This is a genomic window from Candidatus Neomarinimicrobiota bacterium (assembly GCA_018651745.1).
Lineage (GTDB): Bacteria > Fidelibacterota > Marinisomatia > Marinisomatales > TCS55 > JAAZYX01.
In genome coordinates this window covers 1-6,847 of record JABIDL010000042.1, presented here as the reverse complement: position 1 = coordinate 6,847, position 6,847 = coordinate 1, and the positions used below count along the sequence as shown (strand labels likewise).

General features: G+C 40.5%; 7 protein-coding genes. 5 read left to right on the top strand and 2 right to left on the bottom strand.

Annotated features, from left to right (window positions below; translation table 11 throughout):
* The coding region (locus HOD97_08340; protein MBT4281605.1) for an IS1595 family transposase at positions 1–92 on the bottom strand (92 nt) is incomplete at its 3' end.
* 144 nt (positions 93–236) lie between these two features.
* Positions 237–647 (bottom strand): single-stranded DNA-binding protein, encoded by a 411-nt coding sequence (locus HOD97_08335; protein ID MBT4281604.1) that lies wholly within the window; start codon positions 645–647, stop codon positions 237–239.
* A gap of 238 nt (positions 648–885) precedes the next feature.
* Between HOD97_08335 and HOD97_08330 the strand changes: the two genes are divergently transcribed.
* The 5 genes from HOD97_08330 to HOD97_08310 all read left to right on the top strand — a co-directional run.
* Entirely contained in the window at positions 886–2,178 is a 1,293-nt protein-coding gene (locus tag HOD97_08330) for an adenylosuccinate synthase (GenBank protein ID MBT4281603.1), read from the top strand.
* 78 nt (positions 2,179–2,256) lie between these two features.
* On the top strand, positions 2,257–4,590 hold the full coding sequence (gene purL / locus HOD97_08325; GenBank protein MBT4281602.1) for a phosphoribosylformylglycinamidine synthase subunit PurL: 2,334 nt from the start codon (positions 2,257–2,259) through the stop codon (positions 4,588–4,590).
* A 77-nt stretch (positions 4,591–4,667) separates the two neighbouring features.
* Positions 4,668–5,711: a phosphoribosylformylglycinamidine cyclo-ligase gene (locus tag HOD97_08320; protein MBT4281601.1), complete on the top strand. Its 1,044-nt coding sequence runs from the start codon at positions 4,668–4,670 to the stop codon at positions 5,709–5,711.
* A gap of 42 nt (positions 5,712–5,753) precedes the next feature.
* The gene (locus HOD97_08315) at positions 5,754–6,452 is read left to right on the top strand and encodes a hypothetical protein (GenBank protein MBT4281600.1); all 699 of its coding nucleotides are present in this window, start codon (positions 5,754–5,756) and stop codon (positions 6,450–6,452) included.
* 12 nt (positions 6,453–6,464) lie between these two features.
* Positions 6,465–6,847 (top strand): phosphoribosylformylglycinamidine synthase I (locus HOD97_08310; protein MBT4281599.1); only part of this gene is annotated, 383 nt, incomplete at its 3' end.

Below are 6,847 nucleotides of genomic sequence, written 5' to 3'. Positions count from 1 at the left end.
GCGTCAAGATCCAAAGAAAACAGCTTAACCAATTGTCTAAATTTCTTCTCGGAAATATGGGAACGCCTAACATACTTGTTTCTCATTGTCATATAAGAACTTACAGCCTTTTATCTTATGCATTCTAGTCATGACCCATAATTAAATATAACGGGTATTAGAAACACCCAAGCCCTAAAAAAAGAAAGGGGACTAATTACAGCCCCCTTTCTGTCCAGATTACTAAAACAACCTAATTAAAACGGGAGGTCGTCCTCATCTTTAGGCGAACCGCCATCTGGACTTTGCGAATTTCCGCCCTGATTATCAGAACGCCGACCAAGCATTGTGAAATTATCACAAACAACTTCTGTGGTATAACGCTTGACTCCATTCTTGTCTTCCCAAGAGCGGGTTTGTAAACGTCCTTCCACATAGGTTAGCTGGCCCTTTTTTAGGATATCACCAGCAACTTCTGCTGACTTTCCCCAAAGAACACAGCGATGCCATTCGGTTTTGTCCTGATATTCACCATCGCTATTTTTAAACGTTTCGTTCGTAGCCATGGTAAAGTTGGTTACCGCTGTCCCGGATGGGGTGAAACGGCTTTCAGGATCGCCACCCAAATGCCCCGCGAGCATTACTCTATTTACACTTCCTTTTTGCATGATGTACTCCTTTCAACTTGTGTTATGTATCATACGCGTGCTATTAGATTACAGGTTTTTTATAGGGCAGTGCAACTCTTTTTTTTCTTACCCACTACTTAGGTGCCTAAAAGGCACCTAAAAAATATTCCATTCTTAACTTTCCTGTAATCGTTTTGCAGATGTAATCTTAGAATACCTTATTCCCAAGTTTAAAGCATGATTCCCAAATCAGAAATACCAAACCAGCGCTGATAATTTGCCTTTAAAAAAATCTAACATTACCGCCGTCGTAGGTGCCCAATGGGGCGATGAAGGCAAAGGAAAAATCACTGATTTCTTTGCTGGTGAATCCGACTACGTGGTTCGTTTTCACGGAGGTAACAACGCCGGCCACACCATCATCGTTGACGATGTCACTTTCAAACTTCATCTTATTCCGTCCGGAATTGTTTACGGCGAACCCATGTCCATTATTGGTAATGGTGTCGTGGTGGACCCCAAAGCATTGCTCGATGAAATTGCTTATGTAAAAGAAAAAGGTATCGACCCAAAACTCATGGTCAGCGATCGTGCTCATGTGATTATGCCTTATCATATTGCCATGGATGGAGCCCTTTCTGGACATCAAGGCAATCTCGCCGCCGGAAGCACTCGCCGTGGAATTGCTCCGGTTTATGCGGATAAAATGTTCCGAAATGGGATTCGTATGATTGACCTTTTGGATATGGATATTTTTAGAGAAAAATTGGAAAAAGGGTATGCTTTTTCCAAAGGAATCATTGAAAAAACGCTTGACCAATCTTTGGATATTTCCATGGGTGAGATTTTTGATACGTATTTAGACTACGGCCAAAAATTAAAATCCTATATTCATGATACGTCGGTCATTTTATACAATGCCCACAAATCCGGCAAATCTATTTTATTTGAAGGCGCACAAGGTATATCGTTGGATGTGGATCACGGCGTTTATCCTTACACCACTTCTTCCAACACAGCAGCGGGACATATTTCTACCGGAACCGGCGTAAGCTTTAGAGATATTGATAGAATTATCGGCGTTACAAAAGCTTATTTGAGTCGTGTAGGTGAGAGTCCCTTACCATCAGAAATTCATGGTGAAGAAGCGAAAAGTCTTCGGGATAAAGGTGGGGAATATGGCACAACAACTGGACGACCTCGCCGAGTGGGTTGGTTAGATTTGGTTCAAGTGCGCCAAGCAGTTCGCGTGAATGGACTTACAGAAATTGCCCTGACAAAATTAGATATATTAAATGGATTTGACGAATTACCCATTTGCGTCGCTTACGATGTAGATAGAAAACGCATCACCGAAATGCCTGCAAGTTTGACTGAATACAGAAATGCAAAACCTATTTATGAATCACTTCCGGGGTGGGGAGACCTTCCTGAAAATATTTGGGATAAAGGATATGATGCCATGCCACAAACTTTAAAAGATTATATTTCATTTATAGAACACGAAGTGGATTGTCCTGTTAAGATTGTATCAGTGGGACCCCAACGCCATGAGACGATTATAAGATGAATCTCAGCCACAAAGGCACAAAGACACAGAATAAATCTATAGTATCTTTGTGTCTTCGAGCCTTCGTGGCATAATCAAATGGCGTTTACAAAAGAAATTATCGACTTCGCCGGGCTTTCTGATTCTGATATCAAATCCAAACTTGTTGAACTCAATATTCCACTTACGCCAGATGAGGTGCTTAAGATCCAAAATGAAATGTTGGGCCGCGCGCCATCGTTGGCTGAACTTATTTTATTTTCTATTCAGGGTTCAGAACACTGTTCCTACAAAAGCAGTCGCAACCATTTAAAACAATTTACCACAGAAGGTCCTGATGTAGTTTTGGGTGCCAAAGAAGATGCGGGCGTTGTAGCTGTCGCCACAGATAATAACGGCCATCGCTGGTGCATTGTTATGAGTCACGAATCCCATAATCACCCATCTCAAATTGTGCCCTACGAAGGCGCAGCAACCGGCGTGGGCGGGAATGTTCGCGATGTATTATGTATGGGCGCAGAAGTGATTGCTGTCACCGATTCTTTTCGATTCGGAAATATTAACAATAATAAAACAAAATGGATTCACGATGGTGTAGTGGCGGGTGTGGCGGGTTATGGGAACCCGTTAGGCATCCCCAATATTGGTGGCGATTTATATTTTCATGAAGGTTATAATGAAAATTGTTTAGTTACACTCGTAACGCTTGGTATCGTTCGGGAAGATGATATTATTCATTCTTACGCCCCAAAAAATGCGGATGGATTTGATTTGATTTTACTGGGGAAACCCACAGATAATAGTGGGTTTGGCGGCGCCAGCTTTGCTTCATTAGAATTAGAAGAAGAAATGAAAGAACAAAACAAAGGAGCTGTTCAGGAGCCAAATGCGTTTTTGGAGCGGCACTTGCTAAAATCATCCTATGCCCTGTTTGACATTTTAAAAGAAAAAGGTCTAATCGATAAAATCGGTTTCAAGGATTTGGGTGCAGGCGGTGTGGCGTGTGCCAGTGTGGAATTGGCCGAAACATCCGGCTATGGCGCAGAAGTCTGGATGGATAAAATTCATATTGGCATGGATGGATTACATCCGTCTGTTTATCTCTGTAGCGAAACACAAGAGCGATTTATGTGGGTATGCTCGCCTGATGTAACGCCTATAGTTTTAGACCATTATAATTCAGTCTTTGATTTACCGGGGGTGAGTGAAGGAGCGCGCGCATCGGTTATAGGAAAAATCCGAAATGACGGTCAATATATAGTCCATAATGGATATGAAGAAATCGTGAACGCTCCAGCGAAAGAAGTAACGGAAGGTTTTTTATATGATCGCCCTTACAAAGCGCGGAAACAAATTTTTACTGAACCGGAACTTCCCGAACCGACAGACTACAATCAAGTTTTGTTGGATATTTTATCTCATGAAAATATGGCCAGCCGTGAACCTATTTACGAACAATACGATAAACAGGTGCAAGGGCGAATTCATACAGAAACGGGGTTGGCAGATTCGGGCGTATTGGCGCCCTTTAATTCTGAAAATTATCCCGAAGAGATTCGGAATATAGGCATTGCTCTTTCTACTGATCATAATCCAAGATACGGACTTATTGACCCTTATTGGGGCGGTGTAAATGCTGTGGTGGAATCCATGCGGAATGTGGCAGCCGTGGGCGCAACTCCCCACGCTTTGTCAGACTGTCTCTGTTTTGGGAACCCTGAAAAGCCCAACCAAATGTGGGAATTTGTGGAAGCGACTCGCGGTGTTTCCGATGCGTGCAACGCCATCACTTTAAAAGATAACCCCAATGATGCCACGCCCATTATTGCGGGGAATGTGAGTTTTTATAATGAATCAAAAAGGGGTGCAATTCCACCGAGCCCTATTGTGAGTTGCTTGGGTCGGTTAAAAGATGTGAATAATACTATTCCTATGCATTTTCAAAAATCCGATTCTGTTTTACTTATGATTGGCGAACGGAAAGATGAATTGGGTGGATCGGTTTATTATAGTCTTTTTGATGAGTTGGGCGCCAACGTGCCAAAACCAAATTTAAAAGAAGTTAAAAACCAAATCTTTGCGCTCACTGACTGCATTGATGCAGGTTTAATTTTATCCTGTCATGATATTGCGGACGGCGGTATTGCTTCTGCAATTGCAGAAATGACTTTTGAGAACGCGATTGGATGCAAAGTAAAAATTGATTCCGAACTTTCAACTGATAAAATTTTATTTTCTGAAACGGGTGGATTCGCGTTAGAAGTATCGCCGGAAAATTTAGATAAAATAAATACCGTATTTTCAAAATATGGATTGAATGCTATTGAAATCGGTACAACGGGCGGAAGCAAAATTCAAATCAATGGTGTTATCAAAGTATCTGTAAATAAAACAAAAGAAGCATGGACAAATGGTCTTCGAAACAAACTTTAAACCACAGAGACACAGAGCACACGGAGAAAATATTTTGTTTCATTCTCTGTGCCTTCGTGTCTTCGTGGTAAAATAATATGGCTAAACAAAAAATAGATTACAAATCAGCCGGTGTAGATATTGATGCTGGCAACGAAGCAGTCGATCGCATTAAAGATGGGGTTAAGTCAACTTTTACATCCAATGTGCTTACAGGGCTCGGTAGTTTCGGTTCGCTTTACGATCTGAAACCTATACTTGAAAATTACGATCATCCCGTCATGGTTCAGAGTATTGATGGTGTGGGGACGAAAACAATTATCGCTCGCAAGATGGAAAAGTTTGATACCATCGGGGTTGATCTTTTGAGCGCGGCCGCCAACGATATTTTGGTCATGGGCGCTCGGCCACTCACCTTTTTAGATTATATCGCCAATGATAAGCTGAAACCCGAAATTGTTGAAGAAATTGTATCCGGGATGGTAAAAGCTTGCAAAGAAACCGGCGTGTCTTTGGTAGGTGGTGAAACAGCAGAAATGCCCGATACTTATTTACCCGGTGAACACGATTTGGTTGGCATCATTACGGGTGTCGTAGAAAAAGAAAAAATTATTACGGGCGAAAACATTAAACCCGGTGATGTGGTATTGGGACTTCCTTCTAACGGTTTACACACCAACGGCTATTCATTCGCGCGAAAACTCTTTTTTGAAATCGGCGGTTATGATGTGAATGATACGATTCCTGAATTGGAAAAATCTGTTGGGCTCACATTATTGGAACCACATATTAATTATACAAATCATGTTTTTTCTGTTTTGGATTCAGGGATTGAGATGAAAGGAATTGCCCATATTACCGGCGGTGGACTGGTAGAAAATATCCCGAGAATTTTACCAAATGGATGTGGCGTTAAACTTCAAAAAGAATCCTGGCCATCACTTCCAGTTTTTGATGTGATGCAATCCATTGGTGATGTGGATGAAAACGAAATGTTTCGCGCATTCAACATGGGAATCGGAATGGTCTTTATTCTAGATCCTTCTGATGTAAATGAAGTAACAGATGCACTAAAAGATTTAACAAAAGTATATGAGATTGGATCGATTATAAGTGGAGAGAAAAATGTTATCCTTAAATAAAATAGCCACAGAGACGCAGAGAACACAAAGAAAAAAATTATAATGTTTGGTCTTTCATCAATTGAATTCTTCTTAATTTCTTCGTTATTGGGGTTTACTGTTGGGTGGCTGGTTTTCTTTTTTAATGACAAGAAAAAGAAAAGGTTACGGTGTGATGAATTTTATAAGGAAGCAAAATATCTTTTTGATAAAAAAGAATATAATGCTGCATTGGTAAAACTTGGTTGTGCATCAGCAAATGAAGAAAATCATGAAATCGATAATTTAATGGGACATATATATGGTGAATTAGGACAACCAGATAATGAAGCCTGGAGCTTTCATTGCGCCAATTCTGGAATTCTATCACAATATGGATTATCAAAAAATCGACAACTTCCATCAATTGTTACATTTTACTATTATCGAGAAGCCAAGGCATTTTTAAAAGCAAAAAATTGGGAATTCGCAATATTAAGAACTGATGTTGCAATAGATTTAATAAGAAAAAGTGAAGTATCACCTGTTATTGATAGTTTCGATTATGAACAAGAATTGGTCGGAATAAGAATGATGGCAAAATTCCACCATTTTCATGGGAGTGAATCCTTTCAAAAAATAAAAGAAGACGCTGAATGGTTGGTAAATAATGCATCTAAAAAATTACTAATTGACCTTGCTAATTCTTTTATCAATTTGGACGAATTAAATGATGAAATTGTCTCAAAAATAATGAGTTCGGATGAGTTCATTTTGAATTAATAACTATCAAATATGACAAACAAAATAAACATAGCTATCATCCAATTCCCTGGATCAAACACCGAACGGGAAACGCTTATGGCCTGCCGTCGAGTGGGACTAAATCCAGTTGAATTTTTATGGAATGAACCGGCAGAAAAATTGTCGGACTTTGACGGCATTATTATTGTAGGCGGATTTGCTTACGAAGACCGTTCTCGCGCCGGCGTGATTGCGGCGCTTGATCCTATTATGAAACAAATCAAACTTGAAGCGAAAAACGGAAAACCGGTTTTGGGTATCTGCAACGGAGCACAAATTTTAGTGGAAAGCGGGCTCGTTCCCGGCTTGGCTAACCACCGCGTGGGCATTGCAATTACAGATAATAAACGGGTGAAAGACGGCCACGTTCTTGG

Coding starts and splice junctions, on each gene's coding strand:
- HOD97_08320 (MBT4281601.1), top strand. CDS start 4,668: ATGGCTAAACAAAAAATAGATTACAAATCAGCCGGTGTAGATATTGAT.
- purL (MBT4281602.1), top strand. CDS start 2,257: ATGGCGTTTACAAAAGAAATTATCGACTTCGCCGGGCTTTCTGATTCT.
- HOD97_08335 (MBT4281604.1), bottom strand. CDS start 647: ATGCAAAAAGGAAGTGTAAATAGAGTAATGCTCGCGGGGCATTTGGGT.
- HOD97_08315 (MBT4281600.1), top strand. CDS start 5,754: ATGTTTGGTCTTTCATCAATTGAATTCTTCTTAATTTCTTCGTTATTG.